This is a genomic window from Methylosinus trichosporium OB3b (assembly GCF_002752655.1).
Lineage (GTDB): Bacteria > Pseudomonadota > Alphaproteobacteria > Rhizobiales > Beijerinckiaceae > Methylosinus > Methylosinus trichosporium.
In genome coordinates, this window is the sequence record NZ_CP023737.1 from 2,798,044 (window position 1) to 2,818,458 (window position 20,415).

Annotated in this window: 21 protein-coding genes; 13 read left to right on the top strand and 8 right to left on the bottom strand. The window is 66.5% G+C overall.

Annotation, left to right across the window (positions count from 1 at the left end):
• The first annotated feature begins 63 nt into the window (after positions 1 to 63).
• From CQW49_RS13415 to CQW49_RS13425, 3 genes are all read left to right on the top strand, one after another.
• Positions 64 to 1,686, top strand: coding sequence for an ABC-F family ATP-binding cassette domain-containing protein (locus CQW49_RS13415; protein ID WP_003609003.1), 1,623 nt, complete (start codon positions 64 to 66; stop codon positions 1,684 to 1,686).
• A 63-nt stretch (positions 1,687 to 1,749) separates the two neighbouring features.
• A complete protein-coding gene (locus CQW49_RS13420; RefSeq protein WP_003609000.1) occupies positions 1,750 to 2,016 on the top strand; it encodes a hypothetical protein in 267 nt (88 codons plus the stop codon).
• Positions 2,013 to 2,417 carry a type II toxin-antitoxin system VapC family toxin gene (locus tag CQW49_RS13425; RefSeq protein WP_003608998.1) on the top strand — a complete coding sequence of 135 codons (405 nt, stop codon included), beginning with the start codon at positions 2,013 to 2,015 and terminating at the stop codon, positions 2,415 to 2,417. The genes CQW49_RS13420 and CQW49_RS13425 overlap by 4 nt, the downstream gene beginning before the upstream one ends.
• A 78-nt stretch (positions 2,418 to 2,495) precedes the next feature.
• On the opposite strand, the gene CQW49_RS13430 is transcribed toward CQW49_RS13425, so the two are convergent.
• Positions 2,496 to 4,667 carry a lytic transglycosylase domain-containing protein gene (locus tag CQW49_RS13430; RefSeq protein WP_003608995.1) on the bottom strand — a complete coding sequence of 724 codons (2,172 nt, stop codon included), beginning with the start codon at positions 4,665 to 4,667 and terminating at the stop codon, positions 2,496 to 2,498.
• Between the two features lie 406 nt (positions 4,668 to 5,073).
• Here CQW49_RS13430 and dapA point away from each other — a divergent pair, with 406 nt between their 5' ends.
• A complete protein-coding gene (gene dapA / locus CQW49_RS13435) occupies positions 5,074 to 5,964 on the top strand; it encodes a 4-hydroxy-tetrahydrodipicolinate synthase (RefSeq protein ID WP_003608991.1) in 891 nt (296 codons plus the stop codon).
• Positions 5,965 to 5,983: 19 nt separating this feature from the next.
• Complete coding sequence (gene smpB / locus CQW49_RS13440) at positions 5,984 to 6,460, top strand: SsrA-binding protein SmpB (protein WP_003608989.1); 477 nt, start codon at positions 5,984 to 5,986, stop codon at positions 6,458 to 6,460.
• A gap of 38 nt (positions 6,461 to 6,498) precedes the next feature.
• On the opposite strand, the gene CQW49_RS13445 is transcribed toward smpB, so the two are convergent.
• The gene (locus CQW49_RS13445) at positions 6,499 to 7,191 is read right to left on the bottom strand and encodes a uracil-DNA glycosylase (protein ID WP_040566449.1); all 693 of its coding nucleotides are present in this window, start codon (positions 7,189 to 7,191) and stop codon (positions 6,499 to 6,501) included.
• The gene (locus CQW49_RS13450) at positions 7,181 to 7,789 is read right to left on the bottom strand and encodes a LabA-like NYN domain-containing protein (RefSeq protein ID WP_003608985.1); all 609 of its coding nucleotides are present in this window, start codon (positions 7,787 to 7,789) and stop codon (positions 7,181 to 7,183) included. Before CQW49_RS13450 ends, CQW49_RS13445 begins: the two co-directional genes overlap by 11 nt.
• 424 nt (positions 7,790 to 8,213) lie before the next feature.
• Here CQW49_RS13450 and rpoZ point away from each other — a divergent pair, with 424 nt between their 5' ends.
• The 7 genes from rpoZ (at position 8,214) to era (ending at position 14,694) form a co-directional block, all read left to right on the top strand.
• Positions 8,214 to 8,600, top strand: coding sequence for a DNA-directed RNA polymerase subunit omega (gene rpoZ, locus CQW49_RS13455; RefSeq protein WP_003608983.1), 387 nt, complete (start codon positions 8,214 to 8,216; stop codon positions 8,598 to 8,600).
• Positions 8,601 to 8,797: 197 nt separating this feature from the next.
• Positions 8,798 to 11,011 carry a RelA/SpoT family protein gene (locus tag CQW49_RS13460; RefSeq protein ID WP_003608981.1) on the top strand — a complete coding sequence of 738 codons (2,214 nt, stop codon included), beginning with the start codon at positions 8,798 to 8,800 and terminating at the stop codon, positions 11,009 to 11,011.
• A gap of 9 nt (positions 11,012 to 11,020) precedes the next feature.
• The gene (locus CQW49_RS13465) at positions 11,021 to 11,770 is read left to right on the top strand and encodes a pyridoxine 5'-phosphate synthase (RefSeq protein ID WP_003608979.1); all 750 of its coding nucleotides are present in this window, start codon (positions 11,021 to 11,023) and stop codon (positions 11,768 to 11,770) included.
• The gene (acpS, locus tag CQW49_RS13470; protein WP_003608977.1) at positions 11,767 to 12,162 is read left to right on the top strand and encodes a holo-ACP synthase; all 396 of its coding nucleotides are present in this window, start codon (positions 11,767 to 11,769) and stop codon (positions 12,160 to 12,162) included. Before CQW49_RS13465 ends, acpS begins: the two co-directional genes overlap by 4 nt.
• A gap of 88 nt (positions 12,163 to 12,250) precedes the next feature.
• Positions 12,251 to 13,042, top strand: coding sequence for a signal peptidase I (lepB, locus tag CQW49_RS13475; protein WP_003608975.1), 792 nt, complete (start codon positions 12,251 to 12,253; stop codon positions 13,040 to 13,042).
• Positions 13,043 to 13,054: 12 nt separating this feature from the next.
• Positions 13,055 to 13,756 carry a ribonuclease III gene (gene rnc, locus CQW49_RS13480; protein ID WP_003608973.1) on the top strand — a complete coding sequence of 234 codons (702 nt, stop codon included), beginning with the start codon at positions 13,055 to 13,057 and terminating at the stop codon, positions 13,754 to 13,756.
• Positions 13,756 to 14,694, top strand: coding sequence for a GTPase Era (era, locus tag CQW49_RS13485; protein WP_003608971.1), 939 nt, complete (start codon positions 13,756 to 13,758; stop codon positions 14,692 to 14,694). Before rnc ends, era begins: the two co-directional genes overlap by 1 nt.
• A gap of 90 nt (positions 14,695 to 14,784) precedes the next feature.
• On the opposite strand, the gene CQW49_RS13490 is transcribed toward era, so the two are convergent.
• The 3 genes from CQW49_RS13490 to CQW49_RS13500 form a co-directional block, all read right to left on the bottom strand.
• Positions 14,785 to 16,209 carry an ABC transporter permease/substrate-binding protein gene (locus tag CQW49_RS13490; RefSeq protein WP_244441305.1) on the bottom strand — a complete coding sequence of 475 codons (1,425 nt, stop codon included), beginning with the start codon at positions 16,207 to 16,209 and terminating at the stop codon, positions 14,785 to 14,787.
• A gap of 65 nt (positions 16,210 to 16,274) precedes the next feature.
• A complete protein-coding gene (locus tag CQW49_RS13495; protein WP_003608968.1) occupies positions 16,275 to 17,033 on the bottom strand; it encodes an ATP-binding cassette domain-containing protein in 759 nt (252 codons plus the stop codon).
• Positions 17,034 to 17,163: 130 nt separating this feature from the next.
• Positions 17,164 to 18,033 (bottom strand): right-handed parallel beta-helix repeat-containing protein, encoded by an 870-nt coding sequence (locus CQW49_RS13500; protein ID WP_003608966.1) that lies wholly within the window; start codon positions 18,031 to 18,033, stop codon positions 17,164 to 17,166.
• Positions 18,034 to 18,232: 199 nt separating this feature from the next.
• On the opposite strand from CQW49_RS13500, the gene CQW49_RS13505 reads away from it, so the two are divergent.
• On the top strand, positions 18,233 to 18,922 hold the full coding sequence (locus tag CQW49_RS13505; protein ID WP_024749706.1) for a HisA/HisF-related TIM barrel protein: 690 nt from the start codon (positions 18,233 to 18,235) through the stop codon (positions 18,920 to 18,922).
• Between the two features lie 63 nt (positions 18,923 to 18,985).
• Here the strand turns inward: CQW49_RS13505 and fae (CQW49_RS13510) are convergent, their stop codons facing one another.
• Positions 18,986 to 19,549 carry a formaldehyde-activating enzyme gene (gene fae, locus CQW49_RS13510; RefSeq protein WP_003608961.1) on the bottom strand — a complete coding sequence of 188 codons (564 nt, stop codon included), beginning with the start codon at positions 19,547 to 19,549 and terminating at the stop codon, positions 18,986 to 18,988.
• A 257-nt stretch (positions 19,550 to 19,806) separates the two neighbouring features.
• A complete protein-coding gene (fae, locus tag CQW49_RS13515) occupies positions 19,807 to 20,313 on the bottom strand; it encodes a formaldehyde-activating enzyme (RefSeq protein WP_003608959.1) in 507 nt (168 codons plus the stop codon).
• Between the last annotated feature and the right edge of the window lie 102 nt (positions 20,314 to 20,415).

Consider the following 20,415-nt stretch of genomic DNA (forward strand, 5'->3'; position numbering starts at 1 on the left):
ATTTCTGAAATACCGCGCCGCATGGCATAAGGGCCGCGCCAAACGACCCTGAAAGCCCAAGCGATGATACGCCTCGAGAACATCAGCAAGCAGAACGGCCAGCAGCTCCTCTTCGTCGAAGCCTCGGCGGCGCTCCTTCCCGGCGAGAAGGTCGGGCTCGTCGGCCCCAATGGCGCCGGCAAGACCACTCTGTTCCGCATGATCGCCGGCGAGGAGCGGCCCGACGAAGGGCAGGTGTCGGTCGATCGCGGGATCACCATCGGCTATTTCGACCAGAATGTCGGCGAGATGGCCGGGCTCAGCGCCGTCGCCGCGACGATGGACGGAGCCGGCCCCGCGAGCGCGGTCGCCGCCGAGCTGGCGCGGCTCGAGGCCGCCATGGGCGATCCCGATCAGGCGGAGAATTTCGACGACATCCTCGAGCGCTATGGCGAGGCGCAGGCGCGCTTCGAGGAGCTGGACGGCTATGCGCTCGAGGGCCGCGCGCGCGAGGCGCTGGCGGGCCTCGGCTTCTCGGAAGAGATGATGGACGGCGACGTCGGCGGCCTCTCCGGCGGCTGGAAGATGCGCGTCGCGCTGGCGCGCATTCTGCTGATGCGGCCCGATGTAATGCTGCTCGACGAGCCGAGCAACCATCTCGACATCGAGAGCCTCATCTGGCTCGAGAGCTTTTTGAAGGGCTATGGCGGCGCGCTGCTGATGACCTCGCACGACCGCGAGTTCATGAACCGCATCGTCGGCAAGATCATCGAGATCGACGGCGGCTCGCTCACCACCTTCTCCGGCGATTACGAATTCTACGAGCGCCAGCGCGCGCAGAACGAGGAGCAGCAGCAGGCGCAGTTCGAGCGCCAGCAGGCGATGCTCGCCAAGGAGATCAAATTCATCGAGCGCTTCAAGGCGCGCGCCTCGCACGCCGCGCAGGTGCAGAGCCGGGTGAAGAAGCTCGACAAGATCGACCGCGTCGAGCCGCCGCGCCGGCGCAAGCAGGTGACCTTCGAATTCGCGCCGGCGCCGCGTTCGGGCGAGGAGGTGGCGACGCTGGCGCGCGTGCATAAGCGCTATGGCTCGCGCAGCATCTATGAGGGGCTGGATTTCCAGGTGCGGCGCAAGGAGCGCTGGTGCGTGATGGGCGTCAACGGCGCCGGCAAATCGACGCTGCTGAAGCTGATCGCCGGCGCGGTGGCGCCGGACGAAGGTCAGGCGAGCCTCGGCGCCAATGTGAAGATGGGCTATTTCGCCCAGCACGCCATGGAGGTTCTCGAGGGCGACCGCAGCGTGTTCGAGAGCCTCGAGGATTCCTTTCCGCAGGCGGGCCAGGGCTCGCTGCGCAGCCTCGCCGGCTGCTTCGGCTTTTCCGGCGACGATGTGGAGAAGAAATGCCGCGTGCTCTCGGGCGGCGAGAAGGCGCGTCTCGTCATGGCGAAAATGCTCTACGACCCGCCGAATTTTCTGGTGCTGGACGAGCCCACCAACCATCTCGACCTCGGCACCAAGGAAATGCTGGTGGCGGCGCTGGCGTCCTACGAGGGCGCGATGCTGTTCGTCTCCCACGACCGCCGCTTTCTGGCGGCGCTGTCCAACCGCGTGCTGGAGCTGACGCCGGAGGGCGTGCATCAATATGGCGGCGGCTATGTGGAATATGTCGAGCGCACCGGGCGGGAGGCGCCGGGGGTGCATGGGTGAGGGGGCGGCGGAGGCTCTCCGCGTGACCTCGCCGACGCCCTCTCGTCATGCTATATTGCCGCCATGATCGATCTCTCCCGAGAAACCGAAGCTCTGGCGAAGCGGATCGCCGCCGCGCGCAGCGTTTCCGTGGACGACGCCATACGTCAGGCGCTGCAGGCGATGGCGAGCGAGCCGGGCGTCTCGCGCGAGCGGTCCCGGGATCGCTCCCCCGCCGTGGTCGCCGCGAGTGTCGCGGAAGTGGAGCGGATCGTCGCGGAGCTCTCCGTAATGCCGCTCCTCGACCGGCGCGATCCGCATGTCATCGCGGATGATCTCGACGCCCTATGATCGTCGTCGACAGCTCGGCTTTGATCGCCATTCTATTCGACGAGCCGGAAGGACGGGCTTTCACGACTATTCTGACCAGCGAAGAGCGCTGTGTCATGTCGGCCGTCAATGTGCATGAGACCGCATGTGTTCTGCGCGCTCGGCACGGCGCGGCGGCCCTTTCTCGCCTTTGGCGGCTCTTGGCCGTCTGCGAGATCGAGATCGCATCTTTCGATGAAGCGCAAATGCGTGTGGCGATCGACGCTTTCGACCGATTCGGCAAAGGCGTTCATTCAAAGGCGCGACTGAATCTCGCCGGTTGCGCAGCCTATGCGCTCGCCGTTTCTCTGAACGCTCCGCTTCTGTTCAAAGGCAATGATTTTCCGGAGACCGATGTGCAAATCTACATGTCGGAACGGTGAGCTCGATAGGTGGCGCGTTCAGGGCCGCGCTCCGGACGGCGTCATTGCGAGGCGCGCGGTCCAGCGCGCGGGCGCCTCCTACATGCGCGCCAATTCGCTCTGCGGCGAGCGCAGGTCGCGGTCGTCGAACTTCGCGCGATAGACGACCAGATTCTCCATCACGCGCTGCACATAATTGCGGGTCTCGGTGATCGGAATGCGCTCCACCCAATCGACCGGATCGACATCCTTGCGACGCGGATCGCCATAGGCGTCGATCCATTCCTTCACACGTTTGCCGCCGGCGTTATAGGCGGCGAAGGTCAGGATATAGGAGCCCTTGTGCTCGCCGAGCAGCAGGCCGAGATGCGCGGCGCCGAGGCGGGCGTTGAAGGCCGGCTCGGCGATCATGCGCTTCACATCGAAGCCGACGCCGGTCTGCCGCGCCGTCTGCCGCGCGGTCGACTCGATCATCTGCATCAGCCCCATGGCGCCGGCGCTCGACACCGCCTTCGGATCGAAGGCGCTCTCCTGCCGCGCGATGGCGTAGACGATCGAGCGCGAGGCCGAGCCCGGCAGCGCCGTGAAGGCCGGAATGCCGAAGGCCGGAAAGGCGGCGTCGTCGATGGTGAAGCCGCGATAGGAGGCGAGCTTGCCCAGCGTCAGCGACACTTTGGCGTCGCGCCGGCGCTCGGCGACCGCCGCCAGCGCCGCCACTTGCGCGTCGCTCGTCAGCGTTTTCGCCGCGTCTGAGGCGAGAGGGGCCGCGAGCGCGCGCTCGTCGAGCGCGAACAGCAATTCGACGGCGCGCACCGCTTCGTCGCGCGCTTCGCCGACCGCCGGCGCCGGAGCGGGGCGCAGCGGCGAATCGGCGAGGCCGAGGCGTTCGCGCGCCAGCTGGCCATAGAAGGTGGTGGATTGCAGCGCGGCGATCTCGAAGGCGGCGCGCGCCGCCGCCACCGCCTCTGGCGTTCCCTTGGCCTCGCGCGCGCGGCCGAGCCAATAGGCGCCGCGGGATTTCTGCAGCGGCGTCTCGGCGACGCGCACAATCGTCTCGAATCGCTGCTCCGCCTCGCCCGGATTGTCGAGGAACCGCAGCGCGATCCAGCCGGCGTGGAACTCGGCCTCGACGCGATTGGTGAGCGCGCGCGCCGCATGGCCGGCGCAGAGCTCATAGGCCTCGGCGGGGCGGCCGAGATCGAGCATCTTGCGGGCGAGCAGCCGGCGCTCCACCCACCAGGCGTCGCCGTCGACGACGGCGGCCGGATCGCGCGGCGCGGCGCGCAGCAGCGTCGCCGCCTCGACGAACTTCTTTTGATGGCGCAGCGTGTAGACGCGCGCGAACACGAGGCCGGGATCGCGCTGCAGCGCCGCGGGCACGGCGGCGAAGCTCTTCTCCGTCGCGGCTCCGTTCGCCGCCAGCGCGCGGGCGCGGGCGAGGTCGAGCACATCGGCGCCGGCATGGGCGGCGATGCGCAGCGCCGCCGAGGTCTTGCCCGCGTAGAGCAGCCGGTCGGCGCGATATTTGTGGTCGGCGGCGTCGAGATATTGCGAGAACTCCTTGCGCGCGGTCGTCTCCAGCGCCTCGTTGAAGTCATCGTCGCGCCACAGCGGCTTGATCAGCGCGGCGACCTCGAGCGGCTGGTTCTGGCGCGCCCGCAGGCGGGCCAGCGCCAGCTTGCCGGCCGGCGTGCGCGGCGGGCGGGCGGCGAAATAATCGTCGATCAGGCTGTCCGGATGGCGGTCGCCATAGAGCGCCTCCTCGACGCGCTGGCGCAGCCAGTCGGCCGCCGGCCAGGAGGGATGCTCGGCGAGGAAGCGCGACAGCCGCGCGAAGCCGGCCTCGCGCGGATGCAGCCGCAGGCCCGCCCATTGCGCCGTCATGCGGGCGAGCGGCGCCTCGACTGCGGCGAGCGCCGCGTCGCCGCCGGCAAAATCTCCCGCCTTATAGGCCGCGAGCGCGCTGTTGAACGCGTCGAGATCGGCTCCGAGCAGGGCGGCCGGGTCGGGCGCCGGCGGCTCTGCAGCCAGTCCGCCGTCCGGCGGCGCATAGGCCAGCGTCGCGGGGCTCTCGCGGGAGTCTGCGCGCGGCGCAGCGAACCCGCCGAGCGCCTCGCGCGCGGAGCCTGCGGCTCGCGGCGTCGTGGGCTCGGCCGCGTCGCCGGGGCGCTCCGGCGCCCGGCGAGTCGAGAAGCTATAGACGGACGCCGCCGCGCCCAGCGCGGACAGGCAGAAAAAGAGACGCGCGGCGCCTCCAAAGCGCTTCGACATGGGCGTTACGCTCCGAACCTTTACGAACCGTCAGCCTGCGACCATTTCGTTTCCGAAACCTCAACCACGAGTGAAAGTCTCGAATGCGAAGAGAGTTTTTGTTCACTGTCCTGCTCTGGGCGCGTATTGCCGCGTCCGCGGCCGCCACGGTCCGATGATATTTTTGATCAATTCGGCGCCGCCGCGTCGGTTCCGGCCCTTTCCTCCTCATCGCCCAGAGGCTATGAGAACGAGTGAGCGCGCCTTTCGAGGCGGAGCGACGGCTCGGAGCCGGCGGAGCGGCCGCTCCCTCCGTAGGCGCGCGGGCTCGCCCGGCGAGGATGCGGCCCTTCCTTCTCCGAGACAGTCCAAAATAATCTGAGCCGGCGATTGCGGCGCCGGCAAGGCGCAGTGAAGGCGACGGCATATGCAGGACAAGGCAGTCTTTCGCGGATCCTATACCGCTCTCATCACCCCCTTCGCCGATGGCGCGGTGGATTACGCCGCTCTGCGCGCGCTGGTCGACTGGCAGATCGACAGCGGCACGCATGGACTCGTCCCCGTCGGCACGACGGGCGAGAGCCCCACTTTGAGCCATGAGGAACACAAAAAAGTCGTCGAGACGGTGATCCGGCAGGCGGCCGGCCGCGTTCCCGTCATCGCCGGCGCCGGCTCCAACAACACGCGCGAGGCGGTGGAACTGTGCCGCCACGCCGAGGAGGCGGGCGCCGACGGCGTTCTCGTGGTCACGCCCTATTATAACAAGCCCAATCAGCTCGGCCTCTACGAGCATTTCAAGGCGGTGAGCGAGGCGATCTCGCTGCCGATCATCGTCTACAACATTCCGCCGCGCTCGGTCGTCGACATGAGCGTCGACACTCTGGCGCGCCTCGCGCAGCTTCAGAACATCGTCGGCGTCAAGGACGCGACCGGCAATGTCGGGCGCATCCTGCAGCAGCGCGCCGCCATCGGGCCGCAGTTCGTCCAATTCTGTGGCGATGACATTCTCGCTCTCGCGAGCGTCGCGGTCGGCGCGATCGGCGTGATCTCGGTGGTCTCCAACATCGCGCCGCGTCTTTGCGCGGACATGCAGAACGCCGCGCTATCGGGTGACTTTTCCGCGGCGCTCGCCATTCAGGATCGGCTGACGGCGCTGCAGCAGGCGGTTTTCCTCGAGGCGGGCGTGACGGGAGCCAAATATGGGCTGTCGCTGCTCGGCCGCTCGAGCGAAGATGTGCGGCTGCCGCTCGTGCCCTCGAGCGAGGCGACCAAGGCCGCGATCCGCGCAGCGATGGTCCATGCCGGCTTGATCGGCTAGAAGGGCCCGGGACGAAGTCGTGGCCGAGAAGCAAACGCCCAATTTCAAGGTCGTCTCCGATAATCGACGCGCGCGCTTCGATTATGAGATCGGCGAGAGCTTCGAGGCCGGCCTCGCTCTGACCGGCACGGAGGTGAAGTCGCTGCGCACCGGCAAGGCGACGATCGCCGAGAGCTACGCTCATGTCGATCGGCATGGCGAAGCCTGGCTCGTCAACGCGACGATTCCGGAATATCTCTCCGGCAATCGCTTCAACCACGAGCCCAAGCGATTACGTAAGCTGCTGCTGAAGCAGCGCGAGCTCGCCAAGCTGGCGCAGGGCGTCGAGCGCGAGGGCATGACCATCGTGCCGCTCAAGCTCTATTTCAACGAGCGCGGCCGCGCCAAATTGCAGATCGCGCTCGGACGCGGCAAGAAGCTGCACGACAAGCGCGAGGTCGAGAAGAAGCGCGACTGGGGCCGCGAGAAGAGCCGGCTGCTGCGCGACCGCGGCTGAGGCGGGGCGTGTCGGGTGACGGATGGACCGCGAGCCTTTCAGGCTCGCATCGTTCCGCCCTCCAGCAACGCGTGTGCGCGCGCAAAAATCGCGCGAAACATTTCGGGGGTGAGCGCGCCGGTATTCGTGTTCAGCCGCGAGCAATGATAGCTGTCGATAAGCAATACGTCATGCTTCAGCATATTCGACGTGAGAATATGCTCGCGCCCATGAGCGAAAGGATGATCGCGCAGCTTCGCCGACAGCGCGCGCAGCACGCCCTCATGGGCGACGCGGCCGAGCGCGACGATCACGCGAAGCTCTGACATTTTCTCGATAGTCGCGACGAAGAAGGGTCGGCAGGCGGCGAGCTCGGCCGGCAGCGGCCGGTTGCCCGGCGGAACGCAACGCACGACATTGGCGATGAGGCAGTCGATCAATTCGACGCCATCGTCCGCTCGCGCGTCATAGAGGCCGCGCGAGAAGCCATATTGCGCGAGAGTGGCGAACAGAAGCCGACCGGCGTCGTCTCCGGTGAAGGCTCGGCCGGTGCGATTGGCTCCGCGCATTCCCGGAGCCAGCCCGACGATCAGCAGCCTCGCCGAGCGCGGCCCGAGATCGAGAACGGGCGCATTATGCCATACGGGCTCACGTCCGCGCAGCTCGCGCCGGAGGGCGACGAGTCGCGGACAGAGCGGACAGTCCGAAGGCGGCTCGCCCGCAGAGGAGCGAGACGCCTCGTCACTCGTGATCGTCTTCGGGCGCGCCCTGGGTCACCGGCTGCGGACGACGCTCTTGGAAGCGCTGCATGCGCTCGGCGCGCTCGCCCGGATCGCGGCCGATCTTGCCGACGAGATGAATGAGATCGACGAACTCGTCCGACTGGCGGCGCAGCTCGTCGGCGATCATCGGCGGCTGAGTGGTGATCGTCGAGATCACCGAAACGCGCACGCCCTTGCGCTGCACGGCTTCGACCAGCGAGCGGAAATCGCCGTCTCCGGAGAACAGTACCAGATGATCGATATGCTCGGCCATCTCCATAGCGTCGACGGCGAGCTCGATGTCCATATTGCCCTTGACCTTGCGGCGGCCGAGCGAATCGACGAACTCCTTCGTCGGCTTGGTGACGACGGCGTAGCCGTTGTAGTCCAGCCAATCGATCAGCGGACGGATCGAGGAATATTCCTGATCCTCGATCAGAGCGGTGTAATAGAAGGCGCGGATCAGGCGTCCCCTGGACTGGAACTCACGCAGGAGGCGCTTGTAGTCGATGTCGAAGCCGAGCGATTTGGCTGTCGCGTAGAGGTTGGCGCCATCAATGAATAGAGCAATGCGTTCCGGGTCTGCCATCTGTCTCGTTCTCGCTCATCGGGTTCCGGCCATCGGGAGGATCGCGGCTCGACGAATGCGCTGTGAAACCCTCCGAACGGCAGCGCTTCGCACGGTTTTTCGTCCTTCGCCCCTCGCGCGATGAATGTTACGCTGGGCCCCGATGATTTGCCTGCGCTCCGTCCCGGCGTAGTTCTTCATCGCGACTCGCAGACGCTCGCGCCTACGGACTTACACGTCCCTGTCGGCTGTAAATCGGTCATGAAACGTCACGCGTCAAGAGGGCAATACAAATTTCATCGAGAAAAGATTGAGCAATATCAGCCACAGTTGTGGCGACATTGAGACTTGCGCGTTTTCCGCGTGCTCGGGGCGTTGCCGCGTTGCATCGACGCGGAATTTGGTGTAGCAGCCGCCGAGCTGGGATCAATCGGGAGTCGTCGAAATGGCGCGCGTAACCGTCGAGGACTGCATCGACAAGATCGAGAACCGATTCGATCTCGTGCTGCTGGCGGCGCATCGCGCCCGGCTGATCTCCTCGGGCCAATCGATTCTCGTCGAGCGCGACAAGGACAAGAACCCGGTGGTGGCTCTGCGCGAGATCGCCGAGACCGCGCTCGCGCCGGACGATCTCAAGGAAGATTTCATCCACTCGCTGCAGCGTCATGTCGAGGTGGACGAGCCCGAGACCGAGGCGGCGCCGCCGCTGTCGGCGAGCGGCGCCGATCTGCCGGAGGGCGACGCGCAATTCGACCGCATGACGGAAGAAGATCTGCTGCGCGGCCTCGAAGGCCTGGTGCCGCCGGCCGAGGTCGAGGACGAAGGCGAGTAACGCCGGGTCCTATCCGCGCTCGTCCCTGATTTCTGGCGTTCCGGCGCATATGGCGCTGGAGACGGCGAGCGAGCTGGTCTAGATTGAAGGCGAACGCGGCCCCGGGCCGGCTCGGCGCCTTGCTCGCTTCCCCTCCATTCTCGAGAGTTCCGACAGGCCGCCGACGGTCCGACAGATATGATCGTTGGTCGACGCCGATGATGCGCCAGTACGAGCTCGTCGAACGGGTTCGCAAATATAATCCCAAGGTCGACGAGGACCTGCTCAACCGAGCCTATGTCTACGCCATGAAGGCGCATGGACAGCAGACCCGCGCCTCGGGCGATCCCTATTTCTCGCATCCGCTCGAGGTCGCGGCGATCCTCACCGATCTGAAGCTCGACGACGCGACCATCGTCGCCGCCGTGCTGCACGACACCGTCGAGGACACGAGCTCGACGCTCGACGAGATCGAGCGCCTGTTCGGCCCGCAGATTCGCAAGCTGGTCGACGGCCTCACCAAGATCGAGAAGCTCGACCTCGTCTCGAAGAAGGCGGCGCAGGGCGAGAATTTCCGCAAGCTGCTGCTCGCCGTCTCCGAGGATGTGCGCGTGCTGCTGGTGAAGCTCGCCGATCGGCTGCACAATATGCGCACGCTGCATTTCGTGCCGCTGGAGAAGCGCGCCCGCATCGCGCAGGAGACGCTCGACATCTATGCGCCGCTCGCCGGCCGCATGGGCATGCAGCGCCTGCGTGAGGAATTGGAGGGCCTCGCCTTCCGCCATCTGACGCCCGAGGCCTATCTCGCCATCGAGACGCGCCTGCATGAATTGCGCGCCAAGAACGGCCGCATCATCAAGCGCATCGAGAAGGAGCTGACCGAGGAGTTTTCCAAGCGCGGCATTCACGCCGCGGTCACCGGGCGGCAGAAGGCGCCATTCTCGATCTGGCGCAAGATGGAGCGCAAATCCATCGCCTTCGAGCAGCTCTCCGACATTTTCGGCTTTCGCATCATCGTCGACGAGGTCGAGGACTGCTATCGCGCGCTCGGCATCGTCCATACGAAATGGCCGAGCGTGCCGGGACGGTTCAAGGATTATATCTCGACGCCCAAGCAGAACGACTATCGTTCGATCCACACGACGGTGATCGGTCCTGGGCATCAGCGCGTCGAATTGCAGATCCGCACCGCCGAAATGCACGAGATCGCCCGTTTCGGCATCGCCGCCCATGCGCTCTACAAGGACAGCGCCAGCGTCGAGGGCAAGGAGGAGCTGGCCAAGGAGAGCCGCGCCTTCAAATGGCTGCAGGACACGCTCGACCTGCTCGCCCATGGCGATAGTCCGGACGAGTTCCTCGAGCATACGCGGCTCGAATTGTTCCAGGATCAGGTGTTCTGCTTCACGCCCAAGGGCGGGCTCATCGCTCTGCCGCGCGGCGCGACGCCGATCGATTTCGCCTATGCCGTGCATACGCTCGTCGGCAATTCGGCGGTCGGCTGCAAGCTCAACGGACGCATCTCGCCGGTGCTGTCGCAACTGCAGAACGGCGACGAGGTCGAGATCATCCGCGCCGAAGGCCATGTGCCGCCGGCCGCCTGGGAATCGCTCGTCGTCACCGGCAAGGCGCGGGCGGCGATCCGCCGCGCGACGCGCGAGGCTGTGCGCCGGCAATATGCGGGGCTCGGCCGGCAGATCGTCGCGCGCGCTTTCGAGCGCGCCGGGCGGCCCTATTCCGACGACAAGCTGAAGGCGGCGCTGCCGCGGCTCGCGCGCCCCTCGCTCGACGACGCCTTCGCCGCTGTGGGCCGCGGCGAGATCTATTCGGGCGATGTGGTGAAGGCCGTGCATCCGGATTTCACCGAGGAGCGCAAGCAGCCGGCGCCGTTGACGCGGCTCGAGCCCGGCGAGCCGGGCTGGTTCGGCATGAAGTCGAATGTCAATGTCGTGTTCAAGGCGCCGGGCGGCGCCGACGAGACGAGCGCCATACCGATTCGCGGCCTGCGCGGCGACGTGCCGGTGCGCTTCGCGCCCGAGGGCGGCGCCGTGCCGGGCGACCGCATCGTCGGCATTCTGACGCCCGGCGAGGGCATCACCATCTATCCCATTCAATCGCCGGCGCTCACCGCCTTCGACGATCAGCCCGACCGCTGGCTCGATGTGCGCTGGGACATCGATCCCGAGAGCCGCGAGCTGTTCCCCGCCACGCTTCTCGTCACTGCGATCAACGAGCCCGGCACGCTCGGAGCGCTCGCCACGGTGATCGGCGAGGCGGGCGCCAATATCGACAATGTCTCGTTCAGCGTCCATTCTCCCGACTTCCGCGAGATGCGATTCGACCTCGAGGTCGCCGACCTCAAGCATTTGAACGACATCATCGCCCGCCTTCGCGCCAGCGCTCTGGTCAGCAAGGTCGAGCGCGTCAATGGGTGAGCCCTCGAGATGACACGTCACATTCGCCTCGGCGTGAACGTCGACCATGTCGCCACCATCCGCAATGCGCGCGGCGGTCTTGCGCCCGATCCCATTCGCGCGGCGCTGCTCGCCATCGAGGCCGGCGCCGACGGCATCACCGCGCATCTGCGTGAGGATCGCCGTCATATTCGCGACGAGGACATGGCGCGGCTGAAGGCGAGCATCTCCAAGCCGCTCAATTTCGAGATGGCGGCGACCGAGCAGATGCTCGACATCGCGTTGAAGACGCAGCCGCACGCGGTCTGCCTCGTGCCCGAGCGGCGCACCGAGCGCACCACCGAGGGCGGGCTCGACGTCTTCGGCGGCCACGACCATCTCGTTCCCTTCGTCGACGAGCTGAACCGCGCCCATATTCGCGTCTCTCTGTTCATCGAGCCCAATCCCGCCGCCATCGACGCCGCCGCCTCGATCCGCGCCCCCGTGGTCGAGCTGCACACGGGCGCCTGGTGCCATGCGGTCGAGATCGGCGACGCGGCGCTGGCCGAGCGCGAATATGCGCGCATCGTCGCCGCCGCGGCGCATACGGCGGAACGCGGCATAGAATGCCACGCCGGCCATGGGCTCGATTATGCGACGGCGCGGCGCATCGCCGGCCTGCCGCAGATCGTGGAGCTCAACATCGGCCATTTCCTCATCGGCGAGGCGGTGTTCGTCGGCCTTTCCGATTCGATCCGGCAGATGCGCCGGGCGATCGACGAAGGCACGGCCGCTTCATGATCATCGGCTTCGGCAGCGATCTCTGCGACATCCGCCGCATCGAGGAGGCGCTGGAGCGCTATGGCGAGCGCTTCACGCGCCGCTGCTTCACCGATGTCGAGCGCGCCAAATCCGATGGGCGGGCGTCGCGCGCGGCCTCCTACGCCAAGCGCTTCGCCGCCAAGGAGGCTTGCGCCAAGGCGCTCGGCACCGGCATAAAGGACGGCGTCGGCTGGAAGACGATGGGCGTCGTCAATCTGCCCTCCGGCAAGCCGACCGTGGAGCTGACCGGCGGCGCCGCCGAGCGCCTCGCCGAGCTCGCGCCGCAGGGCGCGAAAATCGTCATTCATTTGACTCTGACCGACGAATATCCGCTCGCGCAGGCCCAGGTTCTCATCGAGGCGGTGACGTGATAGAGCGGGAGACGGCGGGCCCTTCAGGTTCGCCCTTCAATCAACACGACCGAACGAGCGGCCTTCGGCCAAGAGGGAGTGACGCAGCTTGACCAGGAACGTCTCGGTCGCGGAACGGCGCGACGAAGGGGGTTTGCTCGAGACGATCAAGGTGATCGTCCAGGCGCTGATCATCGCGCTGGTCATTCGCACTCTGCTCTTCCAGCCCTTCAACATTCCCTCGGGCTCGATGATCCCGACGCTCTTGATCGGCGATTATGTGTTCGTCTCCAAATACGCCTATGGCTATTCCAATTTCTCGCTGCCCTCGGTTCCGGTCGTCGACTGGCGGCTCGATCTCGTCTCCGGCCGCGTGATGGGCTCGGAGCCCAAGCGCGGCGACGTCGTCGTGTTCAAGCTGCCACGCGACAACGAGACCGATTACATCAAGCGCGTCATCGGCCTGCCCGGCGACCGCATCCAGATGATCGACGGCCGCCTCTACATCAATGGCGAGATCGTGCCGCGCGAGCCCAAGGCCAAGGAGCGCCAGGAGGGTCGCGACGGGCGCGAGGTCGAGGTGCCGACCTATACCGAGACGCTGCCGGGCGGCGTCGTCCATACGATCATCGAGATCGAGGGCGACCACGGCTACAAGGACAACACCGAGCTCTTCGTCGTGCCGCCGAATCATTATTTCATGATGGGCGACAATCGCGACAACTCCACCGACTCGCGCTTCGCGGCCGATGAAGGCGGCGTCGGCTATGTGCCGTTCGAGAATCTGGTCGGCCGCGCCGAGATCATCTTCTTCTCGGTGCACAAGGACGAATATGCGCTCGCCTTCTGGCGCTGGCCCTGGTCGGTGCGGTGGAGCCGGCTGTTCCAGCCGGCGCATTGACGCGCCGGAAAGATGGGGTCGTCCGGCCGCAAGGATCTCGAAGCGCTGGAGGCGAGCGTCGGTCACGGTTTCGTGAACCGCGGCCTGCTCGAGCATGCGCTCACCCATGTCAGCGGCTCGACGGCGCGGACGGAGTCTTACGAACGTCTCGAATTTCTGGGCGACCGCGTGCTCGGCGTCGTTGTCGCCCATTTGCTCTACGAGACCTTTCCAGCGGAGAGCGAAGGCGAATTGTCGCGGCGCCTCGCCGATCTCGTGCGCAAGGAGTCCTGCGCCGAGGTGGCGGAGCGCTGGGGCGTCGGCCCGTTCATGCGGCTCGGCGACGGCGAGGCGCAGACCGGCGGACGGAAGAAGCGCGCCATATTGGGCGATATGTGTGAGGCGATCATCGGCGCGGTCTATCTCGACGGCGGCGCGGCGGCGGCCGAGGCCGTGGTGCGCGAGGCCTTCGGCGCCCGCATGCAGACGCAGGGCCGGCGCTTGCGCGACGCCAAGACCTCGCTGCAGGAATGGGCGCAGGCGCGGCGCCTGCCGACGCCGTGCTACAGGATGACATCGCGCAGCGGACCCGACCACGCGCCCTTCTTCAAGGTCGAGGTGGTGGTCGAAGGCTTCGTTCCGGCCGAAGGCGGCGGCGCCTCCAAGCGCGTCGCCGAGCAATCGGCGGCGCAGGCCTTTCTCGATCGCGAAGGCATAGAACGGGAAGGGACGTGATGACATCGGAACAACTCCCTCACGACTCGCCCTCTGGAGCGAGCGACACCCGCTGCGGCTTCGTCGCGCTGGTCGGCGCGCCCAACGCCGGAAAATCGACGCTGCTCAATCAGCTCGTCGGCGCCAAAGTGTCGATCGTCTCACGCAAGGCGCAGACGACGCGCGCCCTCGTGCGCGGCATCGCCATCTCCGGCGAATCGCAGATCATCCTCGTCGACACGCCGGGCATTTTCGCGCCCAAGCGCCGGCTGGAGCGGGCGATGGTGGCGAGCGCGCTCTCGGGCGCCGGCGACGCCGATGCGGTGGTGCTGCTGATCGACGCGCGTCGCGGCCTCGACGCGGAAGTGGAAGAAATCATCGCCAAGCTGAACGAGCTCTCGGCGCCGAAGATTCTCGTGCTCAACAAGGTCGACGTCGTGCCGCGAGAATCGCTGCTGGGCTTGACGGCGGCGGTGACGCGACAGGCGGATTTCGCCGAGACCTATATGATCTCCGCGCTCAATGGCGACGGCGTGCCGGATCTCCTCGCCAAGCTCGCGTCGATGATGAAGCCGTCGCCCTGGCTCTATCCGGAAGATCAGCTCTCCGACGCGCCGCTTCGTCTCCTCGCCGCCGAGATCACGCGCGAAAAAATCTTCGAGCGGCTGCACGACGAATTGCCCTATCAATCGACGGTCGAGACCGAGTCCTGGCAAAATCAGAAGGACGGCTCGGCGCGCATCGAGCAGACGATCTATGTCACGCGCGACGGGCAGAAGAAGATCGTGATCGGCGAGGGCGGCCGCACGATCAAGGCGATCGGCCAAGCGGCGCGCCACGAGATCCAGGAGGCCGCCGAGCAGAAGGTGCATCTCTTCCTGTTCGTGAAAGTGCGCGAGAACTGGGCGGACGATCCAGAGCGATACCGGGAGATGCGGCTGGATTTTCCGAAGGAGTGACGCCTACGACGCTGCGAACCGAAGGCGGAGCAATCTTTCAAGCGTAATCCTGGATTGCTTCGTCGCTGCGCTCCTCATGATGACGGCGCTTCAACCGCCTGTCCTTAATCGCAGCCCCCGCGGCACGAGCCACGCCTCCGCCAGCGCGAAAACTCCCTGCGCCGCGAGCGCCATCAGCGCCGCCGGAACGGCGCCCTCCAGAATGAGCCCCATATTGTCGAGCCGCACGCCGGTGAAGATCGGCTCGCCATAGCCGCCGGCGCCGATCAGCGCGCCGAGCGTCGCCGTGCCGATATTGATGATCGCCGCGGTCTCGAGGCCGGCGAGAATGGCGCGCGAGGCCATGGGCAGCTCGACCAGCAGCAGTCGGCGCCAGGGCGAGAGTCCGAGGACGATCGCCGAATTGCGGATCGAGGCGGGAATGCCGGAAACGCCTGTCGCGACGTTCCGCAGGATCGGCAGCAGGCTGTAGAGGAACAGCGCGACGATCGCCGGCGCCGCGCCGAGGCCGAGCAGCGGGATCATGAAGACGAGCAGCGCCAATGACGGAATCGTCTGCAGCAGCCCCGCCGCGGCGAGCGTGATGCGTCCGAGCCGCGGGCGCCGCGCCGCCATCACGCCGAGCGGCAGAGCGACGGCGGCGGCTGCGGCGAGCGAGACGCCGACGAGAAAGATATGCTCCAGCGTGCGCCGCCACACGCGCTCGGCGAGGCCGCGCGAGGGCAGGGACGCAATGACGCCGAACTGTTTCGCGACGAAATTCGCCGCCGCCTCGCGCTCGCTGCGCAGCCCCGTCTTCACGGCGACATTCATCGCGATCATGGCCGAAGTCTCGATGCGCCCTTCGAGCCGCAGCATGGCCGCGAGCGCTTTCGGCGCGCGCTGCGCGAGATCGGCGCGATAGAGCAGAACGGCGCGATTCTCGATGAAGAAGCGCCGGTCGTCGTCGAGCACGAGAATGCGCCGATCGGCGAATTCGGGATCGGTCGTATAGAGGTCCATCACATCGATGGAGCCGTCGATCAGACCCTTATAGGCGAGGTGATGATCGAGCCCGCGCACCGTGTCGGGATCGAGCCCATAGGCCAGGGCCAATGCGGGCCAGCCGTCGGCGCGGGCCAGAAACTCCTGACTGAGGCCGAAGCTCAATTCCGTGCGGCGCGCGAGATCCGAAATAGACGCGATGCGCAAGGCTTCGGCGCGATCGCGGCGCATGCCGAGCGCATAGCTGTTGCCGAAGCCGAGCGGCAGGCTCGCCCTGATTCCATGCGTGGCGAGAGCGTTCTCGATCTCGGCGGCGGTCGAGACGTTCTGATCGGCGAGAATCTCCTGCTTCAGCGTGCCCGTATATTCGGGATAGACGTCGATCTCGCCGGCGATGAGCGCGTTCCACAACAGGCGCGTGCCGCCGAGCCCGAGGCGTCGCTCGACATCGGCGCCGGAGGCCACGGCGAGATCGGCGGCGATCTCGGCGACGATCGCCGATTCGACGAAGGTCTTGGAGCCGATTCGCACATCGAACGATTCGCGCGCGCAGGCGCAGAGCAGGGCAAGGGCCGCGACAACAGCGAAGGCGCTCCTCACGACGGCCCCGCATCGCTCGGCGTAGCGGTGAGCCGCCGCGTGCTCGCGCGCACGAAGCGCGTCACAAACGCATCCGCCGGCCGCTCGACGAGATCGGCGAAGCGGCCCGTCTGCACGATGCGGCCGTGATTCATCAGCACGATTCGCTCGGCGAAGAAGGCGGCTTCGGACAGGTCATGCGTGACGATGACGACGGTCTTGCGCAGCCGCTCGAAGATGGCGGCGAGATCGTCCTGCAGATCGGCGCGAATCAGCGGATCGAGCGCGCCCAGAGGCTCGTCCATCAGCAGAATGTCGGGATCGAGCATCAGCGCGCGCATCAGGGAGACGCGCTGGCGCTGGCCGCCGGAGAGCTCGGCCGGGTAGCGATCGAGCGCGACGCCGCAAAGACGCGTGAGCCGGCAGAGCTCGTCGAGCCGCGCCGCGCGGCGCTCGGCCGACCAGCCGTCCTCGCGCGCCATCAGCTCGATATTGCGCCGCGCGGTGAGATGCGGGAACAGACCGCCGTCCTGGATCACATAGCCCATCAGCCGGCGCAGATGCGGCGCCGATTTCTGCGAGAGCAGATGGCTCTCGATCTCGATGGTTCCGGCGTCCGGCGGCTCGAGCCCGACGATGAGCGACAGCAGCGTGGATTTGCCCGATCCCGAGGAGCCTATCAGCGCCGTCGTGCGGCCGGCTTCGAAGGTCAGCGTGACCCGATCGACAGCGAGGGCGCCGCCATAGGATTTGCTGACCTCGTCCAATCGGATCATCGCGGCGGCCGCCTCATTGTGGCGTGCCGTCTATCTGGAGCGAATGGGCGACGCGCCAAGGGGCGCGTCGCCGGGGAAGGGATTGCAGCGCGATCCGGCGTGACGCCGAGCCTCGTCCGAATGCCTCGGTTCACTTGAGTTGCAGCACGGTGGGGACGCCGCCGGAGATGTTCGAGCCGTTGTGGTAGATGAGATTATTGCCGAAGCTGAACACCCCATAGGCGTTCGGATCGATGAGGAGGCCGGTGTTGTTCGCCGTGGCGGTGGAGCGGGCGAGCTGGATCCAGCCGTCGGATCCGGCCTTGAAGCCGACGCCGCTGTTAACGACGGTCGTGTCGGTCACGTCGCCATAGCTGAACTTCTCCGAGGCGATGCCGGCGGATCCGGCGCCCGAGATCGACACGCGATTGATGACGCCGTCGGCCACATTGTTGATGGCGCTGAGCGAGATGCCGTGGCCGGCCACCTTGGCGATCGTCGTGTCCTCGATCAGATAGCGCACCTTGCCGCCGACGGCGCCGGACGCCTGGATGAAGACGCCATTGCCCTTGAGATTGCGCAGATGGCAGTTCTTGATCGTCACGAGGCCAGCGGAGTTGACCTTCACGCCGATGTAGCCGGTGTTGTTCAGGCCCTGGATGACGAGGCCGCTGATGTTGACGGAGTCGGTCACGGCGGCGGCGACGGTGATCACGTCGAAGGGGCCGCTCTGGCCGGCGCTGGCGCCGGGCGCGCCGGTGACGGAGATCGCCTTGTTGATGGTGAAGGGGCCGAAGTCGCCGGCGTCGATCGCCTTCATGTCGCCACCCGCGGAGGTCTGGCCGATCGCATAAGCGAAGGTGCGGCAAGCGGAGGCGGCGGTCGCGCAGCCGCCGGAGTCGGAGCCACTCGCCGAGACATAGGTGACGGGCGAAGCCGCGAGAGCGGGAGCCGCGATGGCGCAGGGCAGGATCGCGAGCAGAGCGGAGCGGAGGTTCTTGGAAGCGAAGGAAGCGAGCATTTTTGTCTCCTGTTGTCTTTTGGAGCGGCCGGCGCCGCGTCGTCGATGGCGGAGATCTAGTTGGAGTCGCTCGTGAAAAATGTGCGGCTCAGCACGCGCCGGCGGAAGGCCGGGAATGCATGGGCGCGAATGGAATGCGCGTCGTGGGCGGTTCGACGCGCCTTTCCTTCCGCACGCGGGCGCCGCTATATGGCGCCTCATGCAGATCATTCCGGTCATCGATCTGAAGGGCGGACGCGTGGTGCGCGCTGTTCGCGGCGAGCGCGCCGACTATGCGCCCATCGTCTCGCCACTCGCCGCCTCGAGCGCGGCGCGGGATGTCGTCGCAGGATTTTTCCGCCTGTTCGATTTTCCGATTCTCTATGTCGCCGATCTCGACGCGATCGAGGGCCGCCCCGGCCATGGCGAGACGCTCGCAGCGCTCGCGCACGCTTTTCCGCAGATCGCCTTGTGGGTCGACGACGGCTCCGCAGATGCGAATCGAATCGCGGCGCTGTGCGCGGCGGGCGTCCGGCCGGTGATCGGCAGCGAGAGTCTTCCCGCGGGCGACGCGCCGCGCATCGATGCGGAGGCCGTTCTCTCGCTCGATTTCCGCGGCGGCCGCTTTCTCGGGCCGCCCGCGCTATTGGACGATGTGCGCCTGTGGCCGCGTGATGTCATCGCCATGACTCTGGCGCGCGTCGGCTCTTTCGAAGGCCCCGATGTCGAGCTGATCTCGCGCTTGTCGCGCGTGGCGGAGGGGCGCCGTCTCTTCGCGGCGGGCGGCGTGCGCGATGCGTATGATCTCGACCGGCTCGCCGAGGCCGGCGCCGCGGGCGCTCTCGTCGCTTCGGCGCTGCACGACGGGCGTTTGTCGGTTGCGGATTTGCGCCGTTTTGCCGGGCTTTGATCAATAGAAAAGGAGCCGCACAGCGGGCGGCTCCTCTTTGGTCGAAGCGATGAAACGATTCGCTCAGTCGGCGGCGGCGAAGGGATGCTTGGCCGTGACGCGCTCGGAGAGCACGCGAGAGGCGGTCGGATCGCCGGCCATCGCGCGGGCGATCGCTTCCTTCGTCGCGCGATAGTTGAAGTCCTGAATCTTCTGGTCGTCATTGGCTTCCCAATGAATGAACACGCCGACCGAGATGAAGAGGTCGTCGGCCTGCGCCATCGGGATCACGCCTTCCGCGACGCTGTCGGCGACGGCCTTGGCGACGCCGTACTGCGCCGGGCCGAACATCTGCACCGCCTGCTTGGCGTTCTTGATCGTCACCTTGTTGAACAGGATCGTGTAGGGCTTCACGAGCAGGTTCGGCGCGACGACGGCGAGCAGGGTGGTGAAGCCGTCCTTGTTGTTGACGAGGGCGTTGGCGAATGCGGTCTCGGCCGAGCTGCCGCGCGGACCCATCAGCAGATCGATATGCGCGACCTCATTGCCCTCGCCGACCAGCGACTCGCCGACCATCACCTTCGGCGTGGCCGCGCCCGCGGCCTTGGGAAACAAGGCGCCGAGAATCTTGTCCAGTATCGAGGCCATATTCGATTTCCTTTCGGTTCTCTTGTTGACGCCTTCGCGGCGCTTCTCGCGGCCTGCGCGAGGCCTCCCCTGTCTCGCTGCAACTTCCCGTCAGGAAGCCGACTGGAATGACGCCGACCCGGTTTCGAACCGTCCGCAGTCTGGTCGACGACGGGAAGCCGGCGAGCGGCTTCCCGAAACAACGCGACGCGTCGCGCTCTCGCACGGCGACGCGCCGGCGCTATTGCGCCGACGTTTCGCCGCGACGGAAAGCCGGCTCAGGCGCCGAAAGGATGCTTCACTTCGTTGCGCTTCTCGACGACCTCGGCGGCCTTCGGCTCGCCCTTGATGGCGCGCGCGATCGACTCCTTCGTCGCCGTATAGTTGAATTCCTGGATCTTCTTGTCGTCGTTGGCTTCCCAGTGGATGAACACGCCGACGCAGATGAAGATGTCGTCGGCCTCGGCGAGCGGGATCACGCCCTCGGCGACCGAATCGGCGACGGCCTTGGCGACGCCGGCCTGCGCCGGGCCGAACATCTGAACGGCCTGCTTGGCGTTCTTGATCGTCACCTTGTTGAACAGGATCGTGTTCGGCTTGCAGGGCAGGTTCGGGGCCACGACCGCGAGCAGGGTCGTGAAGCCGTCCTTGTTGTTGACGAGGGCGTTGGCGAAAGCCGTCTCGGCGGCGCTGCCGCGCGGTCCCATCAGCAGGTCGATGTGGGCGACTTCGTTGCCTTCGCCGACGAGCGACTCGCCGACCAGGAGCTTGTTGATCAGGGCCATGGTTCTTCCTTTCGATAAACTCGATATTCGCCCACGCGGCTGCCGGCGCGGGCGCCTCCCCAATTCTCGACGAGCGTCAGGCCAAAACGAGGCCGAGCCGGT

Excerpts from the sequence above, each read along its gene's own strand:
- CQW49_RS13460 (WP_003608981.1), top strand. The coding sequence starts at position 8,798 with ATGATGCGCCAGTACGAGCTCGTCGAACGGGTTCGCAAATATAATCCC.
- rpoZ (WP_003608983.1), top strand. The coding sequence starts at position 8,214 with ATGGCGCGCGTAACCGTCGAGGACTGCATCGACAAGATCGAGAACCGA.
- CQW49_RS13415 (WP_003609003.1), top strand. The coding sequence starts at position 64 with ATGATACGCCTCGAGAACATCAGCAAGCAGAACGGCCAGCAGCTCCTC.
- CQW49_RS13430 (WP_003608995.1), bottom strand. The coding sequence starts at position 4,667 with ATGTCGAAGCGCTTTGGAGGCGCCGCGCGTCTCTTTTTCTGCCTGTCC.
- CQW49_RS13505 (WP_024749706.1), top strand. The coding sequence starts at position 18,233 with ATGCAGATCATTCCGGTCATCGATCTGAAGGGCGGACGCGTGGTGCGC.
- CQW49_RS13495 (WP_003608968.1), bottom strand. The coding sequence starts at position 17,033 with ATGATCCGATTGGACGAGGTCAGCAAATCCTATGGCGGCGCCCTCGCT.
- CQW49_RS13465 (WP_003608979.1), top strand. The coding sequence starts at position 11,021 with ATGACACGTCACATTCGCCTCGGCGTGAACGTCGACCATGTCGCCACC.
- CQW49_RS13500 (WP_003608966.1), bottom strand. The coding sequence starts at position 18,033 with ATGCTCGCTTCCTTCGCTTCCAAGAACCTCCGCTCCGCTCTGCTCGCG.
- acpS (WP_003608977.1), top strand. The coding sequence starts at position 11,767 with ATGATCATCGGCTTCGGCAGCGATCTCTGCGACATCCGCCGCATCGAG.
- fae (WP_003608959.1), bottom strand. The coding sequence starts at position 20,313 with ATGGCCCTGATCAACAAGCTCCTGGTCGGCGAGTCGCTCGTCGGCGAA.
- dapA (WP_003608991.1), top strand. The coding sequence starts at position 5,074 with ATGCAGGACAAGGCAGTCTTTCGCGGATCCTATACCGCTCTCATCACC.
- rnc (WP_003608973.1), top strand. The coding sequence starts at position 13,055 with ATGGGGTCGTCCGGCCGCAAGGATCTCGAAGCGCTGGAGGCGAGCGTC.
- fae (WP_003608961.1), bottom strand. The coding sequence starts at position 19,549 with ATGGCCTCGATACTGGACAAGATTCTCGGCGCCTTGTTTCCCAAGGCC.
- CQW49_RS13425 (WP_003608998.1), top strand. The coding sequence starts at position 2,013 with ATGATCGTCGTCGACAGCTCGGCTTTGATCGCCATTCTATTCGACGAG.
- CQW49_RS13450 (WP_003608985.1), bottom strand. The coding sequence starts at position 7,789 with ATGGCAGACCCGGAACGCATTGCTCTATTCATTGATGGCGCCAACCTC.
- era (WP_003608971.1), top strand. The coding sequence starts at position 13,756 with ATGACATCGGAACAACTCCCTCACGACTCGCCCTCTGGAGCGAGCGAC.
- CQW49_RS13420 (WP_003609000.1), top strand. The coding sequence starts at position 1,750 with ATGATCGATCTCTCCCGAGAAACCGAAGCTCTGGCGAAGCGGATCGCC.